This window comes from Desulfosporosinus sp. FKB, assembly GCF_002196705.1.
Classification (GTDB): Bacteria; Bacillota; Desulfitobacteriia; order Desulfitobacteriales; family Desulfitobacteriaceae; genus Desulfosporosinus.
On the sequence record NZ_NADJ01000014.1, the window covers coordinates 83,394 to 107,105 of the forward strand.

Annotated in this window: 22 protein-coding genes, 1 rRNA gene and 1 pseudogene; 7 read left to right on the forward strand and 17 right to left on the reverse strand. The window is 41.3% G+C overall.

Translation table 11 applies throughout. The features are described 5' to 3' along the window. Positions 1–13: 13 nt before the first annotated feature. The 7 genes from pgsA to pstS form a co-directional block, all read right to left on the reverse strand. On the reverse strand, positions 14–571 hold the full coding sequence (gene pgsA, locus B5Y67_RS04615; RefSeq protein WP_088225358.1) for a CDP-diacylglycerol--glycerol-3-phosphate 3-phosphatidyltransferase: 558 nt from the start codon (positions 569–571) through the stop codon (positions 14–16). Next, the gene (gene rimO, locus B5Y67_RS04620) at positions 568–1,905 is read right to left on the reverse strand and encodes a 30S ribosomal protein S12 methylthiotransferase RimO (protein ID WP_088225359.1); all 1,338 of its coding nucleotides are present in this window, start codon (positions 1,903–1,905) and stop codon (positions 568–570) included. Before rimO ends, pgsA begins: the two co-directional genes overlap by 4 nt. Before the next feature lie 170 nt (positions 1,906–2,075). After that, the gene (gene phoU / locus B5Y67_RS04625; protein WP_088225360.1) at positions 2,076–2,726 is read right to left on the reverse strand and encodes a phosphate signaling complex protein PhoU; all 651 of its coding nucleotides are present in this window, start codon (positions 2,724–2,726) and stop codon (positions 2,076–2,078) included. A gap of 15 nt (positions 2,727–2,741) precedes the next feature. Beyond that, positions 2,742–3,494: a phosphate ABC transporter ATP-binding protein PstB gene (gene pstB / locus B5Y67_RS04630; RefSeq protein ID WP_088225361.1), complete on the reverse strand. Its 753-nt coding sequence runs from the start codon at positions 3,492–3,494 to the stop codon at positions 2,742–2,744. Positions 3,495–3,506: 12 nt separating this feature from the next. Then, positions 3,507–4,346, reverse strand: coding sequence for a phosphate ABC transporter permease PstA (gene pstA, locus B5Y67_RS04635; protein WP_088225362.1), 840 nt, complete (start codon positions 4,344–4,346; stop codon positions 3,507–3,509). After that, a complete protein-coding gene (gene pstC, locus B5Y67_RS04640) occupies positions 4,343–5,290 on the reverse strand; it encodes a phosphate ABC transporter permease subunit PstC (RefSeq protein ID WP_088225363.1) in 948 nt (315 codons plus the stop codon). The genes pstA and pstC overlap by 4 nt, the downstream gene beginning before the upstream one ends. A gap of 142 nt (positions 5,291–5,432) precedes the next feature. Then, complete coding sequence (gene pstS, locus B5Y67_RS04645; RefSeq protein WP_088225364.1) at positions 5,433–6,542, reverse strand: phosphate ABC transporter substrate-binding protein PstS; 1,110 nt, start codon at positions 6,540–6,542, stop codon at positions 5,433–5,435. Positions 6,543–7,020: 478 nt separating this feature from the next. On the opposite strand from pstS, the gene B5Y67_RS04650 reads away from it, so the two are divergent. Then, positions 7,021–7,635 carry a hypothetical protein gene (locus B5Y67_RS04650; RefSeq protein ID WP_088225365.1) on the forward strand — a complete coding sequence of 205 codons (615 nt, stop codon included), beginning with the start codon at positions 7,021–7,023 and terminating at the stop codon, positions 7,633–7,635. 66 nt (positions 7,636–7,701) lie between these two features. Here the strand turns inward: B5Y67_RS04650 and B5Y67_RS04655 are convergent, their stop codons facing one another. The 8 genes and pseudogenes from B5Y67_RS04655 to B5Y67_RS04685 form a co-directional block, all read right to left on the reverse strand. After that, a complete protein-coding gene (locus B5Y67_RS04655; protein WP_088225366.1) occupies positions 7,702–9,666 on the reverse strand; it encodes a YgiQ family radical SAM protein in 1,965 nt (654 codons plus the stop codon). A gap of 63 nt (positions 9,667–9,729) precedes the next feature. Beyond that, positions 9,730–10,220: pseudogene (locus B5Y67_RS04660) on the reverse strand (YajQ family cyclic di-GMP-binding protein). A 21-nt stretch (positions 10,221–10,241) separates the two neighbouring features. Next, positions 10,242–11,072, reverse strand: coding sequence for a RodZ domain-containing protein (locus B5Y67_RS04665; protein WP_088225367.1), 831 nt, complete (start codon positions 11,070–11,072; stop codon positions 10,242–10,244). Between the two features lie 20 nt (positions 11,073–11,092). Beyond that, on the reverse strand, positions 11,093–11,878 hold the full coding sequence (locus tag B5Y67_RS04670; RefSeq protein WP_088225368.1) for a DUF3388 domain-containing protein: 786 nt from the start codon (positions 11,876–11,878) through the stop codon (positions 11,093–11,095). Then, complete coding sequence (mnmH, locus tag B5Y67_RS04675; protein WP_088225369.1) at positions 11,814–12,896, reverse strand: tRNA 2-selenouridine(34) synthase MnmH; 1,083 nt, start codon at positions 12,894–12,896, stop codon at positions 11,814–11,816. Before mnmH ends, B5Y67_RS04670 begins: the two co-directional genes overlap by 65 nt. A 91-nt stretch (positions 12,897–12,987) precedes the next feature. Next, the gene (locus tag B5Y67_RS04680; RefSeq protein WP_170932585.1) at positions 12,988–15,369 is read right to left on the reverse strand and encodes a DNA translocase FtsK; all 2,382 of its coding nucleotides are present in this window, start codon (positions 15,367–15,369) and stop codon (positions 12,988–12,990) included. Beyond that, entirely contained in the window at positions 15,339–15,461 is a 123-nt protein-coding gene (locus B5Y67_RS26140; RefSeq protein ID WP_282432754.1) for a hypothetical protein, read from the reverse strand. Before B5Y67_RS26140 ends, B5Y67_RS04680 begins: the two co-directional genes overlap by 31 nt. Before the next feature lie 176 nt (positions 15,462–15,637). Beyond that, positions 15,638–16,342, reverse strand: a complete 705-nt coding sequence (locus B5Y67_RS04685) for an ATP-dependent Clp protease proteolytic subunit (protein WP_242975855.1) — start codon at positions 16,340–16,342, stop codon at positions 15,638–15,640. 336 nt (positions 16,343–16,678) lie between these two features. Here B5Y67_RS04685 and B5Y67_RS04690 point away from each other — a divergent pair, with 336 nt between their 5' ends. The 3 genes from B5Y67_RS04690 (at position 16,679) to chrA (ending at position 19,273) form a co-directional block, all read left to right on the forward strand. After that, positions 16,679–17,044: a helix-turn-helix transcriptional regulator gene (locus B5Y67_RS04690; protein ID WP_088225370.1), complete on the forward strand. Its 366-nt coding sequence runs from the start codon at positions 16,679–16,681 to the stop codon at positions 17,042–17,044. An 18-nt stretch (positions 17,045–17,062) separates the two neighbouring features. After that, positions 17,063–17,881 (forward strand): extracellular solute-binding protein, encoded by an 819-nt coding sequence (locus tag B5Y67_RS04695; RefSeq protein ID WP_088225371.1) that lies wholly within the window; start codon positions 17,063–17,065, stop codon positions 17,879–17,881. A gap of 129 nt (positions 17,882–18,010) precedes the next feature. Further along, the gene (gene chrA / locus B5Y67_RS04700; protein ID WP_088225372.1) at positions 18,011–19,273 is read left to right on the forward strand and encodes a chromate efflux transporter; all 1,263 of its coding nucleotides are present in this window, start codon (positions 18,011–18,013) and stop codon (positions 19,271–19,273) included. Positions 19,274–19,375: 102 nt separating this feature from the next. On the opposite strand, the gene B5Y67_RS04705 is transcribed toward chrA, so the two are convergent. After that, positions 19,376–20,272, reverse strand: a complete 897-nt coding sequence (locus B5Y67_RS04705; RefSeq protein ID WP_088225373.1) for a LysR family transcriptional regulator — start codon at positions 20,270–20,272, stop codon at positions 19,376–19,378. Positions 20,273–20,409: 137 nt separating this feature from the next. Here B5Y67_RS04705 and B5Y67_RS04710 point away from each other — a divergent pair, with 137 nt between their 5' ends. The 3 genes from B5Y67_RS04710 (at position 20,410) to B5Y67_RS25180 (ending at position 22,694) form a co-directional block, all read left to right on the forward strand. Next, on the forward strand, positions 20,410–21,501 hold the full coding sequence (locus tag B5Y67_RS04710) for a C4-dicarboxylate ABC transporter (RefSeq protein ID WP_088225374.1): 1,092 nt from the start codon (positions 20,410–20,412) through the stop codon (positions 21,499–21,501). Positions 21,502–21,834: 333 nt separating this feature from the next. Continuing rightward, a complete protein-coding gene (locus B5Y67_RS04715; protein ID WP_088225375.1) occupies positions 21,835–22,482 on the forward strand; it encodes a hypothetical protein in 648 nt (215 codons plus the stop codon). 50 nt (positions 22,483–22,532) lie between these two features. Continuing rightward, entirely contained in the window at positions 22,533–22,694 is a 162-nt protein-coding gene (locus B5Y67_RS25180; RefSeq protein ID WP_170932586.1) for a hypothetical protein, read from the forward strand. 784 nt (positions 22,695–23,478) lie between these two features. Here B5Y67_RS25180 and rrf read toward each other — a convergent pair. Next, positions 23,479–23,594, reverse strand: a 5S ribosomal RNA gene (rrf, locus tag B5Y67_RS04720). Positions 23,595–23,712: the final 118 nt, after the last annotated feature.

A 23,712-nucleotide genomic window follows, 5' to 3' on the forward strand; every position in this document is an offset into this window, starting at 1 on the left:
AAACAGGATATAATTATTTATGTAACAACTTACGAGATTTTAATAAATAATCGAGACCCGAAATCACCGTAAAAAACACAGCGATATAGAGCAATGGCTGACCGATGTGTAATCCTATGAGTGAAAATGGCCAATCATGGAGCAACATAGCGGAAATAGCAACAACTTGAGTGATCGTTTTAATTTTACCAAGTTTACTGGCACTTATTACAACTCTATCCACTGCGGCGATAGCACGGAGACCTGTAACAGCAAACTCCCTGGCTAAAACAATCCAAGCCACCCAAGCATTAACCTGACCAAGTTCAACCAAAGAAACCAAGGCAGCAGATACGAGTAGTTTATCAGCCAACGGGTCCATAAATTTCCCCAGATTCGTAACCTGGTGACGTTTACGTGCAATATGGCCATCTAAACCGTCCGTGGCAGAAGCTAAAATAAAAATAATTGCAGCCACCACTTCTTGATGAGGAAAAAGAGTCTGACCTTTAGGCACTTGGAGAAGCAGAAAGGCCATGAACACCGGTATTAAAATAATGCGTGCTAATGTTAATCGATTGGGTAAATTCATGAAGCAACCTCTCCTATTAAATCATAACTATCTGCCTCAAGAATGCGAACTTTAATCATGTCCCCTACCTGAAGTGAAGTTTCCTTAGTCGTTCTGTTAATATAGACCTGGCCGTCAATTTCCGGAGCATCGCCTTCCGTTCTGCCCAGCCAACGTCCGTCAGAAAGTTTCTGCTCCAGCAATACAGTCACAATCTTGTTAACCCATCGCTGTTGTCTCTGCCAGGATATCTTTTGTTGGATCTGCATCAGTTGATCACGGCGTTGCTCGCGGACTTCTGGAGGAATTTGGTCCTCCCTCTGTCCAGCAGGCGTATTTTCTTCCTGAGAATAGGCAAATACACCTAATCGATCAAACTGTACTCGTTGAATGAATTCAGCCAGAGCTGCAAATTCTTCTTCAGTTTCTCCTGGAAATCCAGTAATCATCGTTGTCCGAAGCGTAAGATCGGGCACAGCCGACCGTAGTTTCCTAATTAAGGCTTCGGCCTGTTCAATGGTTCCTTGTCGATTCATTTCTTTGAGGATTTTATTATTGGCATGCTGCAAAGGCAAATCAATATATTTACATAGTTTCGCCTCCTGACTCATGGTTTCAATGAGTTCATCGGTGAAGCGTTCGGGGTAACAATACATTAGCCGAATCCATTCTATGCCTTCAATTTGAGCGAGTTGGCGAAGCAGTCGCGGAAGGATTAATTTCCCCACTAAGTCATGTCCATAACGTGTTGTATCCTGGGCCATGACCATTATTTCTTTAACACCCTGAGCAGCCATCCCTTGAACTTCACGAATTATTGATTCTTCTGATCGGCTGCGAAAGCGACCGCGTACATGGGGAATAACACAATACGTACAGTAATTATCACAGCCTTCAGCAATTTTAACATAGGCTAAATAATCAGGAGTGGAACGTTTTCTTGGCATTAAGTCATTATAGAGGAAGTCAGGAGTTTCTTGTTTTACGAGATTGATTCGTTTTTCTTCAGCCGCCTGAACAAGCGCCGTGATTTCATCAACATTTCCGGTTCCTAATACTCCATCAAGTTCTGGAATTTCCTGCATTAATTCGGGACCGTATCGTTGAGCCAAGCAACCGGCAGCTATTAAGGTATGACAATGAGCCGAATTCTTATAATTTGCCATTTCAAATATTGTTTCAATCGATTCTTCCTTAGCCGATTCGATAAACGTACATGTATTAACGACTATGATATCTGCCGTTTGGGGATCATCTGTCAGTGTATAATTTTGGGCTAAAAAGCCTGTCATGATTTCACTGTCAACTTGATTTTTTGGGCAGCCCAAAGTAACAACTGCAACTTTCTTTGTCAAGGTTACACCTCATATCACTGTTTTACCTTTCTTAGTATAAACCAACACTTCGACAAGGTCAAAAATTATTATCCATAATAACTTCTCTTGGTTTCCAATCAAAAAAGGGGCCTTAGCCAATTCTTAACTAAAGCCCCTTTAGTATATTTAATTACTAAATATGGGATTATTTAGTAATTCAAATCTTTGCGCTCGGCAGTCGCTATATAAATAACATTTTCTCCAATGTTTGTAGCATGATCGGCAATTCGCTCTAAATATCGAGCGACGAACGTTAAGTGCATTCCCTGATCCAGGTTATTGGGCTCCTGGGTCATAATAATTACTAAATCCCGGACTACTTGATTATAGAGATGATCGACTGCATCATCAAGTTCAGCAAGATTTTGAGCTAGGACCATATCTTCACGACTATAAGCCTCCAAACCCTGGCGCATCATTTTCAGTGCTTCTTCGGCCATACGGGGTATGTCAACAAGTGGTTTACACAAAGGTCCTTCGATTCTGCGCACGATTTTAGCGATATCAATAGCTAAGTCTGCTATTCGTTCAAGATCCGTCGATATTTTCATCGCTGAAATGATTTTCCGTAAATCCTTGGCCACAGGCTGCTGCGTAGCAATCAAGAGTACGCACTCGTCATCCACCTGACGCTCATAGTCATTGACTTTCTGGTCCTCTGAGATCCAATATTCTGCTTGTGTTCGGTCAAGAGAATATAGGGCCTTCATACTCCCTTGCAATATTCTAGTGACTTCCTCACCCATTTCTTTAAGTAAGGTGGTCAGAACCTGCTGACCTTCATTAAGTGTCTGACGCATTAATTTTCCTCCTCATCATCCGAAACGCCCAGTAATATAATCTTCTGTCCGTTTGTCACGCGGATTGGTGAATATTTCTGAAGTTGGTCCATGCTCTACAAGTTCTCCGTTAAGAAAGAAGGCAGTTGTATCGGCAATCCGTGCGGCCTGTTGCATATTATGCGTTACTATGACAATGGTATACTCGGATTTGAGTTGACCAACTAACTCTTCGATACGCATGGTGGCAATAGGATCAAGGGCAGAAGCGGGTTCGTCCATAAGCAATACTGATGGTTCAACAGCTAAAGCCCGCGCAATACAAAGGCGCTGCTGTTGTCCGCCCGACAAACTCATGCCTGAATAATTAAGACGATCTTTTACTTCATCCCATAAGGCAGCCATACGCAGGCTTTTTTCGGCAATAGCTTGCAAATTCTGTTTATTTCTCATTCCATTGAGTTTTACACCTGCTACAACATTTTCAAAGATGGTCATAGAAGGAAACGGATTAGGCTTTTGAAAAACCATCCCTACCGTTTTTCGTAAAGAAACCGGATCTTGACCATAGATACTCTCTCCGTTGAGAATAATTTCCCCTTTAACTTTTGAACCTGGCAATGTCTCATGCATACGGTTGATACAGCGAACGAACGTTGATTTGCCGCATCCGGATGGTCCGATAATCGCGGTAACCTGATTGGCTGCGATTTCCATGTTAATTCCCTTAAGGGTTTGATTTGTTCCATACCAAGCTTCAAGCTGACGAATACTTAAACTCTGACCCATTTCTAACCCCTCCTAGTTACTCCTCGATCGAAAGGCAAAGCGTGCAATCAAATTCAGACAAAGTATAATGGCAATTAAGACAAGAGACCCTGCCCAAGCTTGCCTGTGCCATTCATCATAGGGTGATGTGGCATAGGTATAAATTTGAACAGGTAATGAAGCAATAGGATCCTTAAAGAGAGAATGAGTCCAATATTGATTGCCTAAAGCCGTAAAAAGCAGCGGCGCTGTCTCTCCGGAAACACGAGCAACTGCCAGCATTGCACCAGTTATAATACCTTTAGCCGCTGTCGGTAACACAATATTCAGGATGATCCGCCGTTGAGAAATACCCAAGGCATAACCTGCTTCACGTATAGCATGCGGCACCAACTTTAGCATTTCTTCCGTTGAGCGGATGACCAAGGGAATCATAATAACTGCTAAGGCAACTCCCCCGGCAAAGGCAGAGAAATGCTTTGTTTTAGAAACTATTGCCATACTGACAACAATCCCAATAATAATTGAAGGTATCCCAGTTAAGACATCAGTGGTAAAACGTACTGTTGTGCTCAACCAACTATAGCGATCGTATTCAGTCAAATAAATGGCAACTAAAATTCCTATCGGAATGCCAATAATACTCGCTATGGCAATTAAAATCAAGGTTCCTTCTATGGCATTGGCCATTCCTCCACCCGTCATCCCCATGACTGCGGGCAGTTTAATGAAGAAATCAAGATTTAAGGAGGTAATTCCATTTTTGATGACGTACCCCAGCAAAGCAAATAAGGGTACAAGTGCCAGAAAAGTTGCTGCCGCAAAGATCCCTAACATCAATTTATTGACAAAATTCCGTCTGACGTTAATCATACTAAATGCCCTCCCTTCGGTCCACGGGCAACTGACCATACTAAGAGACGAGCAAAAATATTAAGGAGCAGTGTTATGCCGAAGAGAATAAGTCCAATCTCGATGCAAGAGCTTAGATATAAGCTATAAGTTGCTTCCGTAAATTCATTAGCAATTACGGCTGCCATGGAGTAGGCCGACGAGAACAATGACGATGATATTTTAGGCATATTTCCAATAACCATAGTCACAGCCATAGTCTCCCCAAGGGCACGGCCCAAACCCAACATAATGCTTCCCAAAATCCCTGACTTAGAATAGGAAAGCACCGATATGCGAATCATCTCCCATTTCGTTGCGCCTAAGGCCAAGGCGGCTTCTCTATGGGCAATAGGAACCGCCGCCATAACTTCTCGAGAAATGGAAGTAATTGTTGGCAAAATCATGATTGCTAGAATTATTCCTCCGCCGAACATATCAAACCCTACCGGAGCACCTTTAAACCACGGTATAAAGCCAAACCATTTCGTCAACCAGGGTTCTACCGATTGTCTCAGCACCGGCGCAAGAACAAAAATACCCCATAACCCATAGACAACGCTTGGAATTGCCGCCAAGAGTTCAACTAAAAAAGCGACTACTTTGCGAATAGTTGAAGGAGCCATTTCATTTAAGAAAATTGCCACGCTGATACCAATAGGAGCGGCGATAATTAGAGCAACGACCGAAGTCACTATAGTTCCATAGATAAAAGGCAAAGCACCAAAAACGTGATGAACCGGGTCCCACACTCTGCTTGTAATAAAGGCCCAACCGAAATGCTGAATGCTCTCTTGCGACGAGGAAAACATTTGCCATCCTATCCAAACCATCAAAATCACGACCAGGATAGCCATCAGCAAGGTGACATAACGTAGGGTTTTGTCTCCCATCGATTCATATAAGCGATTATTATCTGTACTCACTGCCCGCATCCTTCCATCATTTTATCTAACAGTGGAAATAGCCCAGCGTCATGCTGAGCTTTTCCTCTTAATATCTAGTAGTTTGGCATTCTATTTCTAATGATTTCTTAAAAGTTTTCATCATCTTCATCATTACTTGAAATTATTTCAAGAGAGGTTGTCCGCCAGAAGTAACCGTTTTCAGCATTGCAGTTTCACGTGCAGTCAAGTTGTCTGGCAGTGGTACATAAGAAAGGCTGGGAGCAAGTTTTTGCCCATCGTGTAAAGCCCAGTTAAGGAAATTAACCATGGCAGTTCCTTTAGCTTTGTCTGTTTGATTTTGGTAGATAAGGGCCCAGGAGAATCCGGAGATTGGGTAAGCTGCAGCGCCAGGACCATTGACAATATTCACGCGCATATCATCCGGAACTTGGAAAGAAGCAGCATCTGCAGAGGCACCTTCTAAAGAAGGCAATACCCATTTACCGTCTTTGTTAAGCATATAAGCGTAGGGAATTTTGTTTTGCAGTGCATAGGCTAATTCAATGTATCCAATGGCACCCGAAGTGCTTTTTACCGCTCCAGCAACACCAGGATTTCCTTTAGCACCAAGAGCTTTCCCTGTTGGATTCGGCCAATTGACGGATGTTCCGCTGCCAACTTGACTATTCCAATCCGGGCTGATAGCACTTAAATAATGCGTAAAAATTGAAGTTGTTCCGCTGCCTTCAGAACGGTGAATCGGGATGATGGCTAGATCTGGGAATTTCACATCCGGGTTGTCCTTAGCAAGAGCAGGATCATTCCAGTTTTTAATTTTACCAAAATAGATATTGGCTAAATTTTCAGGACTAATTTTAATATGTTCAGGGATCCCCGGAACATTATAAGAAAGTGTTACAGCGCCTAAAGCAACTGGTAACTGAAGAACTTTACCACCTTGAGCTTTACTCAGTTGATCGTCTGTCATAAAGGCATCCGTTGCTCCAAAGTCAATTGTTTGGTCTGACAGATGTTGGATTCCAAAGCCGCTTCCACCACCTTGATAGTTGATAGTCACGTTAGAGTGGCTTTTTTGATATTCAGCAACTTGTTGCAGCAAAAGAGGCTGTACGAAAGTACTTCCGGCGCCTGTTAGTGTAACTGCTGCGTCAGATGTTTGTTGGGTTCCTGATGAGGATTGTGTTTGATTTTGGCTGCCGCACCCCACTAAAGAAATTGCCAGAACTCCTGTCAAAACTGCCGTTAGAATTCTACCTGTCTTACGAATCACTAACTTTTCCTCCTTTTTATTATTTGAATATATCTTAATATATCCAAAAACTTGATTATCCCTCCGAACTGGTTTGATTATAACAAACGATTGTAATGTTAAAACGAATAGAACGTTAAGTTAATGTTAACTTTTTAACGGAATATCATTCAGGCAAGATCTTAGTGACGTTAACTATTCCTAATCTGCCTGCGAAATTACTCTTTGTTTCGATATTAGTTTGCCCTACAGCTTAGCTAATATAAGACAAAATTAGATTAACACGATGGGCTTAGGGGTTCTTGTTAAGGTTCTTGTTAAGGTTCTTGTTAAGGTTCTTGTTAAGGTTCTTGTTAAGGTTCTTGTTAAGGTTCTTGTTAAGGTTCTTGTTAAGGTTCTTGTTAACCTTTTATAAATAGTATGGTAATATATGATAATAATTAGCATTGATAATTATCGCCTGGTTATATTCCATACAATTCAAGAAGAGGTGTACAGCGTGTTTAATCAAACCCTTAATCCAATCGACACCTGTGGCTGTGGGGATACGGGATATTTAACAACCCGAAAAATTCCAATTGACTTAGCCCATGGTGTTGGATACATAGACAATGTTCCTGTCTACCGTTGTCGTTCCAACTCTTGTTCTGAGTTTGCGCTGCCCCCTGAAGTTTCCAGACGTCTCGAAGATATTGCCGAACAAATGGAAGCAGACCATTCCACTCAAGTGGTTTATACATGGAGAACCAATCAAGAAGAAAACGATCCCCCCATTCAAGAAGCCTATCAACAAATGCAAGTGGAGTCATTTACCCTTCAATTTATTGGGCGAGAGTATTCAGACGCTCGGGTTGCCTTTGTCGTACCTGGCCAGGCCATCTTTTTTCAAAGCACGCTCGAAGACACTGAATATTTTCTTTTACGCTACGACGCCAAACCATCTTCCGAAGACATATGGTTTGACTTTTTGAAATTTTATTATGATGAACAACCGAACCTTACTTATGAAGCATTTTTAACCTGGTCTGAAGAGGGATACTTAAAAGAACTGGGTAGTATCACTCTTGTCGAAGTGGAGGATACTCTTCTGGATGAATTTGGAGAATTAACCTAAAAAGCGGTGTGAGCAACTTGCTCACACCGCTTTTGTCTGGGCACCCTAGAATTTTCTCGTTCTCAATTAATGCTTATCGTTCTTTGACCTCTCTCCTTTGGCGGAACGCTTACCTGCTTTTGACTTCGTCAGACTTTTATGACTAAGCTCTTTGCTTTGCTTGGGTTTCATACCGGACCGCCTCGTAGGTTTCCTGCCAGGTCTTTCAGATTTTCCCAAGCCTGTATGCGATTCCTTATGGGGCTTAATAAGACATTGCGGACCGTATCCAATGAGATCTTCACGATGTGCTTGCCGTAGGGCTTCTTCTACTAAGTCATAATTTTTCGGATTCCTATACTGAATTAAAGCCCTTTGCATCGCTTTCTCATGCATGCTGCGAGGCACATACACCTTTTCCATCGTACGGGGATCTATTCCCGTATAATACATACACGTTGAAAGTGTTCCCGGCGTCGGAATAAAGTCCTGGACCTGTTCAGGATTGACACCCATATCCCTTACATATTCCGCTAATTCTATAGCCTCTTGCAAAGTACTGCCTGGATGAGAAGACATTAGGTAAGGAACAAGGTATTGCTTTTTTCCTAAGAGTTTGTTTTCTTCTTTGAATCGCTGAACGAATTTCTCAAAAACCTTTTTACCCGGTTTTCCCATATAACGCAGAACTTCGTCACTAACATGCTCAGGGGCAACCTTCAATTGACCGGAAACATGATGTTCGCAAAGCTCGCGTATAAATTCGGTATTTTTATCCGCTAATACCGCATCATAGCGAATACCTGATCGGACAAACACTTTCTTAACTCTGGGGAGATTTCGCAAACGCCGCAGTAGACTTAAATATTCCGCATGATCAATTTCGAGATTCTTACAAGGTGAAGGAAATAGACATTGTTTATGAGAACAAGTACCCTTAGTCAGCTGCATTTGGCAGGATGGACGCCGAAAATTAGCCGTTGGCCCGCCTACATCATGAATATATCCTTTAAAGCGGCTGCTCCAAGTCATCTGTTCAGCCTCCCGAAGAATAGATTCAGGACTTCTGCTTTGAATGATTCGTCCTTGATGGAAGGTCAAAGCGCAAAAGGAACAAGCCCCATAACAACCACGTACACTTGTCAGGCTAAATTCTACTTCTTCAATGGCCGGAACTCCGCCTTTTTCTTCATAAGACGGATGAAAGGTTCCCATAAAAGGCAGAGCATAAACCGCATCCATTTCAGCCTGGCTTAAAGGCAGTGAGGGCTGATTTTGCAGAACAGCTTTACGATTATGAACTTGCAGCATCGGTTTGCCTCGAAAAGGATCATGTTGATTATACTGAACCCAAAATGCTTCTGCATATTTTTTCTTATCAGCAAGTACCTCTTCATAGCTTGGAAGTACCAAAACATCTTTGCTGGTATTCTCAGGACTGTAAGGCACCATGGTGCCCCTGACATCCGTGATTTGTGTGATTAGCTCTCCGCCCTTGAGTCGTTCAGCAACCTCAATAATCGGTTTTTCTCCCATACCGAAGACTAATAGATCAGCTTGACTATCAATAAGGATTGAACGTCGAACTTCATTGCTCCAATAATCGTAATGAGCAAAACGCCTCAGTGAAGCTTCGATTCCCCCGATGATCACCGGGACACCCGGAAGCGCTTCCCGCACTCTATTCGAATATACAATCGTGGCGTGATCCGGCCGCAGCCCCTCCTCCCCCCCAGGAGAATAGACATCCTTATGCCGTTTCTTCTTAGCGGCTGTATAGTGGTTAACCATAGAATCAAGGTTTCCGCCTGTAACCAGACAAGCTAAACGGGGTTTCCCCATTACCCGAAAGGCTTGAAGATCTTTCCAATCGGGCTGGGCCAAGATCCCAATACGGAAACCTTGATTTTCCAAAACACGAGCAATAACGGCAATTCCAAAACTAGGATGATCTACATAGGCATCTCCGGTAATAAATAAGAAATCAAGTTCAGTCCAACCACGAGCTTCCATGTCTGATCGATTTAGGGGCAAAAAATTTCTCGAGCGCATATTCTCACCTTTCTTGAAAAAAGAAAAGAGGGGCCGCCGGGCCGCCCCCTCTATCTATCTTATCTATCTGTAATTGACAAATTGCAGCTCGATTCCAAAGTCCTCTTTTTTAAGAAGAACGATGGCTGCTTGCAGGTCGTCTTTGTTTTTCCCGATACTCTGATTTCATCACCTTGAATAGAACTTACCACCTTAATCTTACTATCTTTAAGAACTTTATTGATCTCCTTAGCCTTATCCTGCGCAATTCCCTGTACCATCTTAACTTCTTGCCGAAGGGTATTCCCGGCAGCTGGTTGAGGTTTTCCGTAGTCTAAAGCTTTTAATGAGATCCCCCGTTTAACAAGCTTACTTTCCAGAATGTCCACTACATTTTTTAATTTAAAATCATCATCAGACACTAGAGTGATTTTTTCTTCTTCCAAGGTAATGGATGATTTACTGTTCTTAAAGTCAAACCTTTGGGAAAGTTCCCTCTGAGCCTGCTGAACAGCATTGGACACTTCGGGTAAATTCACCTTTGAAACAATATCGAATGACGAATCTTTAGCCAACCTGACGTCTCCTCCCAATCCTTAAAGTGTTTTCAAAGTTTCTGGAGTAAAGATCACATTACGAATAACTTGACCGGAACTCCCTAGACTCGGCAACGCTTTTCCGTTTAAGGTTACATTTAATCCCCCGGCATTTCCGACTGTAACAAGTTCGATTTTATTACTTCCTTTGACAACCTTCGTAGTCCCCGCAGCAAAAGTTCCCTGAAACACGGGTTGACCATCAGCTTGCACAACAACCCAACAAGACTGTTTAAACTCCAATTGCGCGGTTAAGCCATCTTGGGTTGCCGCTAAAACGGAAGGGGGAGTACTTGACGCCTGAGAATTATTCTGGTCATTTTTAGTATTATTTTGGGTATTATTTTTACTATTACTTTGAGCGTTATTCTGCTTAGACGCTGCTGCCTCAGCTTGGGAAGGTGCGCTGGGAAGCGCCGACGGGGAATAAGCAGAATTGGAAGGCTTTTCAGGAGTATTATGACTCCATTCAGCAACCCCAACTACGATGCCGATAGCTAGAATAGCCATAATCCCCGCTGCTAAAGGTCTTACCCAGTTAGGGCTTTTCTTTAGAGGGATATGATCGGGAGTTTCAAGAATCTTTACCGTTTCTTTTACATCTGGACTATTATTGTAGAGTTGTATAATCTCATCCGGGTTTAAACCTAAGTGCTTTGCATAGGTACGTAAATATCCTTTAACATAAGTCGTCCCTGGAAGTATCCCATAATTTTCTTCCTCAAGCGCCTGGATATAACGGACTCGAATTTTAGTGGTGTCTTCGGTAAATCTTAGACTCCATTGTTTCTCCTCACGTGCGGCTCGGAGCATTTGTCCTTCTCCTGCCATTGAGACCCCCCCTTATTATGTTAGCTTAAATCGAAGGCAGAAAAGCTCATTGCTATATCCTCGCATCGAATGTCGTCATCTTCATGATGACGTATTTCAATGATAAAATCAAAGTCAATCTTCAAACGGCCATCTCTCAGCAGAACATCTGGGTGTTCGATAATTTTCACTGTCGGCATTTCCAAAACATTTTTAAGTAAGGACCAATGAGCATCGTTTCCTCGCGTGGTGCTCGTAATCCCATCGATGAGAAATATGCTATTTGTTGACTCGCCAAGTAATAACTCTGTGCGTATGGTTTGCCGAATGATTGTTGAGGATAATAAAATCCATCGTTTGTTGGCATAAACACAGGCAGCTATGGCTGCTTCAGTTTTTCCTACCCTCGGCATTCCCCGAATTCCAATGATTCGATTTCCGCCCTCAAGTAAAGTATCTCCTAAAAAGTCAACCAGCACTCCTAATTCTTCACGAACAAACCGATATGTCGGAGGATTAAGTTCAGCCATGTCTAATCTTTTACCATGGCGTAAAGCTATCCGATCCAATAAGGTAGGTCTTCGGAATGCTGTCACTTTGATAGCCGCAACTTGCAGCAAGGCTTCCTGCAAGGTCCTTATTTTAGTATCCGAATGAGCTTCCAAAAGAAGTCCTCGTCGGGTTTGGCCAATACTTGTGACCGCCAGAATATTAAGATCCAACATACCAATCAGGGTGGTTACAGCTCCTAATAATCCCGGCTTATTTTGCTGAATGTCGTATTCCAGATACAGTAGACTCTCGATCCGTGTCGGCCACCTTTTCATCAAGATAGCGTTCCAACTCCCTTAACGCTTTAGTAGGATCACTATGATCTATAAAATAATTATACTCTGCGTTTGGTTGATTGGGATACGCATAAAGTTTGTCATAATACTCAACTAAAAGACGTTCAGTGAAAATTTCCAAATGGTTTGCTTCTAAAAGGGAACGCAATTCCCGCACTTTAACATGACCAAGAGTTTTTACCAATCTCTCTAAAGCGGCACCGATCTCTTCAAGGGCACTCGGCACTGATGTATACTCCCGTATTAATCGTTGAACACGATTTGGCAAACTGTCATACTGTAATAATTGAGTCCCCTGCTGCATTGCCGAGAAAAACGTGGTTGGTATAGTTACCCTCCCAATACGTTTACTTTCACATTCTACAATGACATAAGGGAAACTCCTCAATAAATTTAGTTCTTCATAAAGCAGCCCTTCAAATCTTTTCTGAGAGGGTGAATTTCCTAAACCCAAGGCACCAAAAACAGAACCTCGGTTATTCGCTAATTTCTCGAGGTCAATCGCTGGATATCCTTCTGAACGCAACTTTCCCAGAAGCTCTGTTTTACCAACGCCCGTATTGCCACGGAGCACGACAACCTTAACAGGAAGTGGATTATTAAAGTATTCAACCACTAGATTACGGTAAGCTTTAAAACCCCCTTGCAATCGGTAAATCGGAATACCCATTAATTCAGAGACGGCAGCAACCGCCTTACTTCGCATGCCTCCACGCCAGCAAAAAAGCACCACGGGACCTGACTTAGACAGTTCCTCAACTTTTTTGACAAGTTCAGGCAATTTTGGACTAGCGATATTTAAGCCAAGCTCTCGAGCTATAGCTGGTGATGACTGAGTATAAATTGTCCCAATTTCAGCACGTTCCTTATTGTTAAAAAGTGGAAGATTTACAGAACCCGGGATCGTTGCTTCTTCAAATTCTCCCTCCGAGCGTACATCAATTAAAACAGGATGATCTAAAGATTTTATTTCACTAACATGTATCTCTTTTAGCATAAGTATTCCTTTACTATCTTATCAAATATCATTTTACATCTTATCATAAGGCTTAACAAAATTTTATGCAACTAATATACAATTTCGTTTTTTAAACAATTTCATTATTCAAAGGACCGTACTTTAACTCAAATTGTCCTCTGGTCATCAATACCTCGCGAGGTTTAGAACCTTCATAACCTCCAACAACCCCTTTTCCCTCCAATAGATCCATAAGGCGTGCCGCACGAGTGTAGCCAATTCGTAAGCGTCGCTGCAATAGAGAAACTGAAGCAGTTCCGCTTTCGATAAAGAGTTGAGCTGCCTGATAAAAGAGTTCGTCTTCCATGTCATCCTTTGTTGTACTCCCAATATCCACATTAGGGATATCCTGATATTCAGGTTTGGCTTGATTTTGCAGGAACTCCACAACATTTTCCACTTCTTTGTCACCTAAATAACAGCCCTGGACACGTATGGGTTTACTCGCACCCATTGGATAGTATAACATATCACCGCGCCCCATAAGTTTCTCCGCTCCATTCAAATCCAAGATTGTTCTCGAATCTGTTTGCGAAGAAACCGAAAAGGCAATTCGCGAAGGGATATTTGCTTTAATAAGTCCCGTAATAACATCCACTGAAGGTCTTTGGGTTGCCACAATCAAATGAATTCCGGCCGCACGAGCCATTTGAGCCAGTCGGCAAATAGCGTCCTCAACATCTCCCGGTGCCACCATCATCAAATCTGCCAGTTCGTCGATAATGACGACAACATAAGGTAAAGGCGGATGTTCATTATTTTTTTCTTGTGCGCGTAAAAAATTATAGCGAACAATGTCTCTCACACCCGACGCAGCAAACAACTCATAGCGAGTTTCCATTTCAGTCACGATCCATTTCAATGCTCCTGCGGCTTTACGAGAATCCGTGACAACTGGGGCAATTAAATGAGGAATGCCATTATAGTTAGCCAGTTCGACCATTTTCGGATCAACGAGTAAAAACTTTACTTCATCTGGACGAGCTTTAAAAAGAATACTGTGAATCAAAGTATTAATACACACGGACTTACCGGAGCCCGTTGCCCCGGCAATCAAGAGGTGCGGCATCTTAGTCAAATCTGCTATTACCGGTGCCCCGGTTATATCTTTACCCAAGCATAAGATCAGCTTATTGCTTAACCCCTGAAATTCAGGAGTTTCCAAGACTTCACGAAAATGTACCATAGCAATTTCTTTATTGGGCACTTCTATCCCCACCACTGATTTGCCGGGGATAGGAGCCTCAATACGAACGTCAGCCGAGGCCAAACTTAAAGCGATATCATCCGCTAAGTTGGTTATTTTGCTGACTTTCACTCCTGGAGCAGGCTGAGCTTCATAACGCGTAATAGCAGGACCTTGAGTCACTTGGGTTACTTTGACCTTTACTCCAAAATTAGCAAGGGTCTCCTCAAGTATTCGGACATTATCCGTTAAATCTTTATTTAACCTAGGGTTTTTAACTTTTAAGGATTTATGCAGCAAGGAAACTTGCGGAAGTTGAAAATTTCCGTCTTCACGAGTCTGCCGTGAGATAGGCGTGCTGGTCACCTTGCCCGGTGCCGGCGGTTCGGAAGTTACTCCGCTTAGTGTTTTCTCAAAACCTAATTGCCCTTTGGGAAGAGACTCAGAAGGACTCTCAGTTATCCCTTCGCGGAGATTTTGGCTGGTATTTTCATTAGGATCATCAAGAGTTTTGATAACCAAAGGCCGTTCAACAATATCCGGATCCAGGACAGGCGGTCGTGAAGATGAAGATTTCTTGAGGATTTTAGGTGCCTTATGAACATCTGGATCCCTTTCTTCACTTGTTTCAGCCTCTTTGTCAACGTCAGGATTTTTCAATACTTCCTTAAAATCCTCCATGTGTTGTTTCATCCATACTCCGGATTCTTTCCCCATCTGACCAATTTCTTGTACTCCTTTTATGAGCGAGCGATTTGTGATTAGCAACGCTCCAATAATTGCAAACATAATTATAACAACGTAACTTCCAGGAATTCCGACTGTCTCCTTTAATAAAAAGGCTATTACCGCACCAATAAGGCCCCCGCCATGTCCAAGCTGGCCCTCATGAAAAATATCAGATCGGGAAAAAGCTTCAATTCCCGGCAGCTGAAGGTGAAGAATACCGATAAATACAAGCCAAAGGAGAATCATTCCTTCCATTTTAGAACCTAGACGCGGAGTTTGTTTGTTCATGAAAGAAATACCCCAAATTCCTAACATGACTGGGATGCCGATTCGTCCTCCTCCAGCTAACATGGTCAAAAAATAACTAATTTCTCCGCCAACAACACCGCTTCTCTTCGAATAGAGAGCTACAAGCCCTAAACAAGCCATGCCAACCACGATAACTCCAATGACTTCTCTGCGAATCGTCTCTGCCATCGTGACAGCCCTCATATCGACCTTTTTATTTAATTTGCGGCGTCCTCTTTTTTTCGCCACACACCAATCCCCCAAACTTTTAAAATAATTTTTTTAACCCACATTAAATTCCACATACTTAAGGCGTTTTCCTTTTTTGAATCAATTGACATTTATCTACCCCCACCGAAGCAGGGTATGGGAACCGCTCCCACTTGTAGAAGTGGGGGTCTTACGATTGACTTAAAAAGCCAGTAACATTCTCACCATTACGTTAATTCGATGAGTATTACTGGCCCAGCCTGAATCAAACTATCTAAAGTTTAAGGCAGCTTTAATACTATAGCGGCTACTCTGAGGAACTTATCAAATCATTCAGTTCTTTGAAAGCCTCCCGAACCCCTCCAACCGCTTGAATCAACCCCGCTTTGACAGCTTCTTCACCAATTAATATTGTTCCGATATCCTGAGCTAACTCTCCTGTTTGAAACATAAGCTGCTCTAATTTTTCTTTACTAATATTTGAATGCGAATATATGAACTGATCTATTCTCTCTTGCATTTTTTTTAAATAGTCAAACTGCTGGTGACCATTTATTACTAAACCCGTATAGCGAATAGGATGAACGGTCATCGTGCCTGTCGGTGCTATTAGGCTCTTGGTACAACTTACAGCGATAGGAATACCAATACTGTGACCACCGCCAAGGACTAAAGAAACAGACGGCTTGCTTAAACTAGATAACATTTCGGCAATTGCTAACCCAGCCTCCACATCACCGCCGGCGGTATTGAGAATAACTAATATACCCTCAATTTTAGGGTTTTGCTCAACTGCCAGAAGCTGAGGAATAATATGTTCATATTTTGTCGTCTTAGATTGTGCTGGCAATATTTGATGACCTTCAATTTGACCAATAATGGGCAAACAAAAAATTCTTTCGGAAACTTCAGGAATTTCAACCTGTCCTAACTCTTTAATAGAGCTTGTTGACTCGTCTACCTTAATGTCTTCTTCTTCAGATTCAGATAAAGATAGTTTATTAGAAAACACTGATTGTTTTACCCCCTTACTTTCGAAAACCTCAACTAGCTGCTGATACATCAAGTTAATCAATCGTTGCCAGGTTCTCTTTTAGTATGGAGGATTCAAGCATAAATAATACTAATGTTGGTTAGCAAAGGCTTAGTTAATTAGAAGGTTGATTCTCTTGCTTAAATTTTCACGATATACGGACAGACATTCACTGTTCTTACTTTGATCATATTTTGCAGCCTAAGCCGAAAAAATTTTGAATTTCAGTCTTGGCGGGAAGGGTAATTTACTTGAATGCAGAATATATTTGTATTAATACTATATGCATGTTGCAAATAGTTGAGGTGAGTATATATGGATAACGAGAAGGTAAAGGAGCTTGAATTCTCACTATCTATGGAACGTTTCATTCAAGCGGAATTACTTCTTCTTTTAAAGCAAAAACCTTCTCATGGGTACGAATTAATTCAACGCCTAAATGACAGTGAATTTAAGAGTGCTGAAGTTGACGCAGCTACAGTTTATAGAAATTTAAGACGTATGGACAAGGAGGGAATGATAAAATCTCAATGGGAAGTCGGCGAATCTGGTCCAGGCAGGAGACTTTATAAGCTAACAGCACAGGGAGAAGAGCATTTAATTGTCTGGGCACAGTACATTGTTCAGCAAAAGATAAAGTTAGAGAATTTCTTAGCGGCATATCTTCGATTTAATCAGTGATAGGTGGTGGCAACAAACGTGGTTCAAAAGACTCTTAAAATTATTCATGCGGGTGCTTTACAGATGGTTATGGAAAAGTGTCAAGAACATTTCTTACCAAACTACCCAGATCTCCAGATTGAGCTGACAGGAGTTGGTTCAAGAGAAGGAGCAAAACGTTTACTCACTGGAGAGAAATACGACATCATCGCACTTGCAGATCAAGCCTTATTTGCAGAATTACTTGTGCCCAACCTCGTAAATAATTACTTTATATTTGCGTCGGATCAAATTGTTATAGGCTGCCACGAAGAATCAAAAGGAAACAAAGAAATTACTCCTGAAAATTGGACCGAAGTGTTACTGAAACCCCAAGTCAGTTTTGCTCGTTCAGACCATCGTCTTGACCCATGTGGTTATCGAACTCTCATGGTATGGCAATTAGCTGAGAGATTCTATGACAGACCCGGCTTATATTCAACTTTAGAAGCTTCATGTATCCCTTATTCAATCTATCCTAAATCAATTGACCTGTCTCAGGCCTTATTAAATGGTCAAGTAGACTACGCATTTCTTTATTCCTCGGAGGTTAGACAATTGGATCTTCCGTTTATTCCTCTGACGCCAAAAATTAATTTATCGAATCCTGCTTATGCCAAACTTTATGACCAAGCCTCAGTCAGCCTTGAGAGTAAGATCCCTGGCACAAATATTATAATCCACGGCAGCCCTATAGAATTTGCCATTGGCATAGCAAAGGATAGTTCCCAGCCTGACATTGCTCAATCGTTTGTTGATTTTCTTACGGGAGAGGAGGGCGCAGCGATTCTCGAGGAATGTGGGTTAACTCCATGCTAAACCGATTAACCCCTGGAATAACTCAATAACCATCTTTTGATGTTCTCGAAACGAGAAAATTTATTACTTTAAAGTACTTTAAATTCCTTTCTAATTATTTATTGATTATGGTAATTAGGAGGTAAAGCCATGGAAACAAGAAGAGAAAATGAGATAAACCAGTCATTAGAAACGCCCAAAGTTGTAAGTCTTTATGAAATCGCAAAAACTTTTCTTCACATAGGTCTTGTATCTTATAGTCTGGCGGCTTTGGGTGAAGCGAAGAAAGCTTTAGTCGATAAAAAGTATTGGCTGACTGATGAGGAATACTTGAATGGTTTAGCTCTGTCGCAACTTTTACCTGGAGCACCTACCGTAAACCTCAACACTTACATTGGTTACTTCATTAGGGGTTTTCCCGGTGCCTTAACAGCTAGTATCTTCTTTGTAATCCCTTGTTTTGTTTCAATGGTACTTCTTGCCCACCTGTATTTAAACTATAACAATGTTCCCTTGGTATCCTCGTTGTTTAAAGGAGTAGGTGCTTTAGTTGTAGGTCTTGTCTTAAACACTATCCTCGATTTATGGAAAAAAGGGGTAAATACCCCTCAATTAACGATCCTAGCTGTTGGCGGTTTTACTTTGGTGTGTTTTTTAAAGGTAAATATTATTACCCTTCTCATAGTTGCTGGTATAGTAAGTCTGATTTTTACGTTTTTAACAGTTAAGTATTCTAGCTGGAAAACTGTAATGGATAAAAAATTCTGGGTCCCTAAGAAATCTTCACCAAAAGCAGTTTCGGCGATTAAATTTGAATTCAGCAGGAAAAAGTACCTGGTAACGCTAATTATGCTTGGCATACTGATGTTTATCAATTTTGCTATTAATTTTAGCAATCCTCTCTATAAAAATCTGGGAAATTCCTTATTTGGAATCGGAGGACTGACCTTCGGAAGCGGCTACGCAATGTTACCCTTTATTCAAAATACCATGGTTAATCAATATCACTTTGTGACTGACAAAGAATTCGGAGTAGCTTTAGCCCTGAGTTTACTAACGCCTGGACCGGTAACCATAATTTCCGCCTTTATCGGATATAAAGCAGCAGGCATCTTTGGGGCGGCGCTCGCCATGGCAAACATGTATCTGCCTTCGTTCGCTGTAGTAAATATTATTTCCGACCTCTATAACCGAGCTGGTCAAGTTGACCAGGTAAAAATGATCATCAGCGGCGTTGTAGCAGCGTTCATTGGGACGCTATGGGCAACCATTTACAAATTAACTGGCAGTTCACTGGTCGATTTACCTACTTGTGCGCTGGCTTTAGCAGCTTTTGGCGTACAGCGATTTACCAAGATTGATACACTATGGATAATTATTCCTGGGGCATTACTCTCCATAGTAATCTTCTAATATCAACTCTTTCAACAACAGCCCCCCTCATTTAGTGTGTGAATGAGGGGGGCTAAGCTTTCTCATCTTTAAATCAGTCACATCTTATAAACTAAAAAGCTGTTAGAGTAGATTATTATTTTCAGTAAGATTCATCTTAAAGAAATTCAGAAACCTCGAAGCAGCATAGGATATGTACCGTCCTCTTTTCCATGTTAATGCCAATTCAAGATACAGTTGTGAATCTGTTAGTGGCCGGGATATAACAATCTCCGGATCAAGATCTTGACATATTTTACTGGGTAACAAGGCGACACCTAGCCCAGCAGTCACCATTTGGATCATGAGTTCACGCTGCGAAGTTTCAAAAGCTACTTGAGGTATAAAACCGGACAGTTTACACCTGTCCAGAATGATATCATGAAGCTTATAGTCGCTATTGTAAATAATAAGTTGCTCCCCTTGGAGATTTTCATAGTCAATCATATTATGACACGTTAACCAATGGGTTGGGTTCATAACCACACTGTGAGGATCTCGCTCAAACCAAATCCATTCAAAGAGATCACTATCTTCAGGCGTAAAAATACCGAAGTCCAGCAAACCTTCTTGCAGCGATGCTTCAATCTTTTTGGGTCCATATTCATAAAGTTGGATTTCAATTCTAGGGTAATGCCGTTTAAATGCACCCAAAACATGAGAAAACGTTGTAACAGCAGTGATATGGGGCAAACCAATGTGGACTTTTCCTATTTCTTGTTTTTCAAGGCCTTCAAGCTGAACATGTATATTTCTAAAAGAGGCCACAATTTGTTGCGCTTGCTCGAGAATCGCTTTCCCAGCATCGGTCAGTTCAACATATTTCGTACTTCGATAGAACAACGTTTTTCCCAGCTCAGTTTCTAAATCCTTTATTGCCTTACTGATTGTGGGCTGAGAAATATGAGTTATTTCAGCGGCTTTACTGAAACTCTTATGCCTGGAAACCTCCAGAAAATATTCTAAATGTCTTATCTCCATCGTTACACCTAACATTTATTCTAAAATTCGATACACTCTATGCCAAATGAGTATTTTACGAATGGGCCAATACATTTTATAACTAATAGTAAAGATTCAAGTATTAAAGGTTAAATTTAAATTAAGGAGTTTTCAATGTGCAAGAACAACATTCCATCAAGCATCTGGCCCCCTCCTGGTTTGCTGTAATCATGGGTACCGGTGGATTAGCTAACATCCTCTTCCAATGGCAAAACGCTTTTCCTATAGGAAACCTTCTAGGTATACTTTTTGCTATTGTTGCAGACCTTCTCTATTTCGTAGTTTTAGTCCCGTGGGTTATTCGTTGGATATGTTTTTTTGATTATGCTTACCGCGACCTAAATCACCTTCACACCGGCAATTTCTTCGTAACCATGCCAGTAGCGACAACCATTCTGGGAACGAATATTTACCTTATTTGGAGCCATTATCTTAATCAAACTATAGTTTATCATCTTATTCTCGGCTTGTGGATTATTTCGATGATTGGTGTAAGCTTTTTTACCTTTTATTCGACGTTTTTGATTATACGGCTTAAAGATACTCCAAGTCCAGACGTCATTAACTTTTCTTGGATTATGGCACCCATTGCTAATATGGCTGTTTTATTGATCGGGAACCCGGTTCTCGAACTGACAATTAAAATTCGACCGACATGGAGTCTATCCTTCCTGATCATTAATACAGCCCTATTTGGTATTGGTTTTTTCCTTTTCATATTTATTAGCGCCATAGTTTTTGTCCGACTAGCTCATCATCCACTCCCCCCAGCGGATAAAATCCCATCCTTCGGCATTTTCATCAGTGCAATCGGACTAGCCGTAAGTGCAATTATTGATATTACGAAAAATGCTCACTCATTAGGTTTATTAGCATCAACAGATTTTTCAAATCTGATCTCTGTTGCCGTCTGGGGATTCGGAATCTGGATTGTTGGCATCATTGTGATGATTAGTATTTATCAAATTAGAAATGGAGGAATTCCCTTTAGCATGGGATGGTGGGCCTTCATCTTTCCATTAGCTTCTTATACAATCGCTAGTCAAAAAGTAGCAAGGATATTTATATCCCCTCTCACGGTTGGCTATTCCGAATTCCTAACCATCCTCTTAATCCTTCTTTGGGTGTATACCTTCAGTAATACCGTTAGAGGAGTATTAAGCGGGAGAGTTTTCACCGGGCCTAGAATGCAATCAAAAGTCTATTGAATTTTGTAATTTAAACTAATTTCTTTAAGCATCGTGGTTTTCCATCCAATAGTTTAGGTACATTTGAATAACAATTATAAGCTCAAGACTTCTAAGCTTGAGCTTATTACATTTTAGAAATGGGAATTAAGCATATACTTAATCATATTTTATAAAATATGATTAAATTACTTAAATAGCCTAATGAGTAAAAAAGAGGTATATTCGGCATCTCGTCGAACTAGTTTCAAGATATTAATAAAGAATTACTGGTTAAACAAGTTCGTAATTCGGATTAACTTATTACTACAGATAATTCATAAAGTTCGCCCGCTTTATACTACTAGAAATTTGATGATAACGTGGTTTATAGGAGTAGTTTCAGACTATTTATGGAGGAAGATTATTAATGAGAAAAGTTGGTTTTTTATTGGTTTGATCGTTTTATTCGGCTTCATTGTAGCCCTGAATAGTTCAATTTTTGCTGACAATCCAACCGGAGACACAATTGTCGATGCAATTGAAAAAACTGGACGAAACGTTACAAAGATTGTGTATTTGGAAGAAGTGAAAGGTGGAGTTGTTGTTTTCTACAAAAAAAGTATTGGCAAAGGAGGAGAATCGGTAGCTTCAGGTTACGTCAAAAAAACATTGTGGGGATGGCAGTGGAGCTTTGGCGGAGAACATAGCGATGGAGTCTCAAAGGGTTTTAGTGCTCAATATTTTCCTTATACTAAAGGTACTCCATTTCCATTACTATTTGGCGAAATAAAGGATAAACAAATAAAGCACATAAAGGTAGTGGAGAAAAATGGCACCAATGTTAAAGAAGCTAAGATAGTCGGAGAAGATACAGATTTGTTATGGTTTACTTTCTTAAATAAATCGGAAGGACCTAATTTCACAATTACGGGAACATCAGGTGAAGGAACAACTCTCTATTCCCAAGATATCAACACCGACGGTAACAGTTCAGCTCAAACCGTACCCGCTAACACTTAACTAACAAGAAAAGATATAATTTGTTCAAAAAATGTTAAGGGGGTTAGGATATGGGAGTTTTCTTTCCGTTATTTATAACACCAACATTGGCCATTATGATATATATACCATTTTTAGCAATTCCAATAGCCCTGGTCATTTGGTTTATGAGTAAATTTAACAATATCGAAGAATCTCTTCGCAACATTTTAGCAAAACTTGAAGAAAAATAACTATATTTAACTGTAACGTATTTAATATAAAGTGTGGAAGTTACCACTTAAAAATACTTTCACTTCTTTCATGAAAACACAGATAGACTGCCTTATTAGGCAGTCTATCGCTTGTTACCTGGCGATGACCTACTAAGGGCAATGCCCCAAGTATTATTGGCCCTGGAACGAAAGGCGAATGAGCCTTTCGCCACACTGCGTCCCGTTACGCAAACTCCTGCAGTGTGGATCCTTTACTTCCGTGTTCGATATACGAAAAGCACGAAAGCCTCCGGTGGAGGGTTTCGCCGAGCCACCAACCCCAGAGAATCACTTCGTGGCGAAGTACGAGCTTTTCGCCACGCTGCGTCCCGTTACGCATTCTCCTGCAGCGTGGATCGAACGGGTGGAGCCCCGGACTTCTTCCCTCAATGCTTATTATTTTTACTTTAACTTAACCTTTACTTTCATGAAACACAGATAGACTGCCATATTTGGCAGTCTATCGTTTGTTTACCTGGCGATGACCTACTTTCCCAGGGGCAATGCCCCAAGTATTCTCGGCCCTGGAGGTCTTAACTTCCGTGTTCGATATACGAAAAGCGGACGAGCTTTTCGCCACGCTGCGTCCCGATACGCATTCTCCTGCAGCGTGGATCGAACGGGTGGGACCCCGGTAAGTATCTTTCATTTCTTTCATGAAACACAGACAGACTGCCTATCGGCAGTCTNGACCCCGGTAAGTATCTTTCATTTCTTTCATGAAACACAGACAGACTGCCTATCGGCAGTCTATCGTTTGTTTACCTGGCGATGACCTACTTTCCCAGGGGCAATGCCCCAAGTATTCTCGGCCCTGGAGGTCTTAACTTCCGTGTTCGATATGGGAACGGGTGGAACCCCTCCGGCATAATCACCAGATCTCTGAGATTCAGTTGTCCTTTTCGAACTCTGTTCTCTCAAAACTACATAGAGTCTTTTTCTAGCTTCGTCGTCTCGGAAACATTTGAGCCACGTTCCCTTTTCTTCCTGTCTTTTT